This is a genomic window from Hoyosella levis, assembly GCF_026008515.1.
Classification (GTDB): Bacteria; Actinomycetota; Actinomycetes; order Mycobacteriales; family Mycobacteriaceae; genus Lolliginicoccus; species Lolliginicoccus levis.
Window position 1 is genome coordinate 1 of record NZ_BQYM01000029.1, and the last position, 1065, is coordinate 1065.

1 protein-coding gene is annotated in these 1065 nt (G+C 65.8%); it reads right to left on the bottom strand.

What is annotated here, in order from left to right; genetic code table 11:
• Positions 1-35: 35 nt before the first annotated feature.
• A protein-coding gene (locus tag QC765_RS16435; RefSeq protein ID WP_373876784.1) for an IS3 family transposase occupies positions 36-1065 on the bottom strand; the annotation gives its coding sequence in 2 pieces (ribosomal slippage) (positions 36-926 and positions 929-1065; 1028 coding nt annotated over the 2 pieces). This gene is flagged as partial in the annotation.

Genomic DNA, 1065 nt, shown 5'->3' on the forward strand with positions numbered 1-1065 from the left:
AAGGGGACTGCTGCACGATCAGGTGACAGGTTCGGTCACGCAGCCTGAGTGGCTGGTGTGGTCATGATGGTCTCGTATTCGACAGGGGTCAATCTGCCGAGCCTGGCTTGGCGTCGGCGGCGGTGGTAGGTCCGTTCGATCCAGGTGATGATCGCGATCCGGAGCTCGTTCCGGATCGCCCAGGGCTGGCGGTCGAGGACGTTCTTCTGCAGCAGTGAGAAGAACGATTCCATGGCGGCGTTGTCGCCGCAGGCGCCGGCTCGGCCCATCGATCCGACCATCGCGTGCCGGCCGAGAGCGTGGACGAATTTCCTGGACCGGAATTGCGATCCGCGGTCGCTGTGGACGATGCAGCCGGCGACCTGATCTCCGGCCGCGGCCCGGCGGGCGACGGCGGAGTCGAGGGCGTCGACCGCGAGTCGGGCTTTCATTCTCGAGTCGATGGAGTAGCCGACGATCCGGTTCGAGTGCACGTCCTTGATCGCGCACAGGTAGAGCTTGCCCTCACCGGTGTGATGCTCGGTGATATCTGTGAGCCACAATCGATTCCGCTTATCGGCGGTGAAGTTGCGGGCGACGAGGTCGTCGTGGACCGGCGGCCCGGAACGGACGTGTTTGGTGCCGCGTTTCTTGCCGAACGAGCTCCACCACTTGTTGGCTGAGCAGATCCGCCACCCGGTGCGCTGCGCCATCGTCTGGCCGGCGTCGGCGGCCTCGTCGACGAGGAACCGGTACCCGAATTCGGGGTCGTCGCGGTGGGCGTCGAACAGGGCGTTGGCCCGGTAGGCCTCGTCGAGTTCGGCAGCGGTCACCGGTGTGGCGAGCCACCGGTAGTAGGGCTGACGCGCGATTTTGAGGACCCGGCACGTCACCGCGACGGGGATGCCGTCAACGGCCAACTCACGGACGAGCGGGTACATCATTTTCCCGGCAGGTTCGCCTGCGACAGATATGCCGCGGCGCGACGCAGGACCTCGTTCTCCTGTTCGAGCAGCCGGATCCGTTTCCGGGCTTCGCGCAGCTCGGCGTTCTCACTGGCGGTGGTTCCGGGCTTGACGCCGTCCT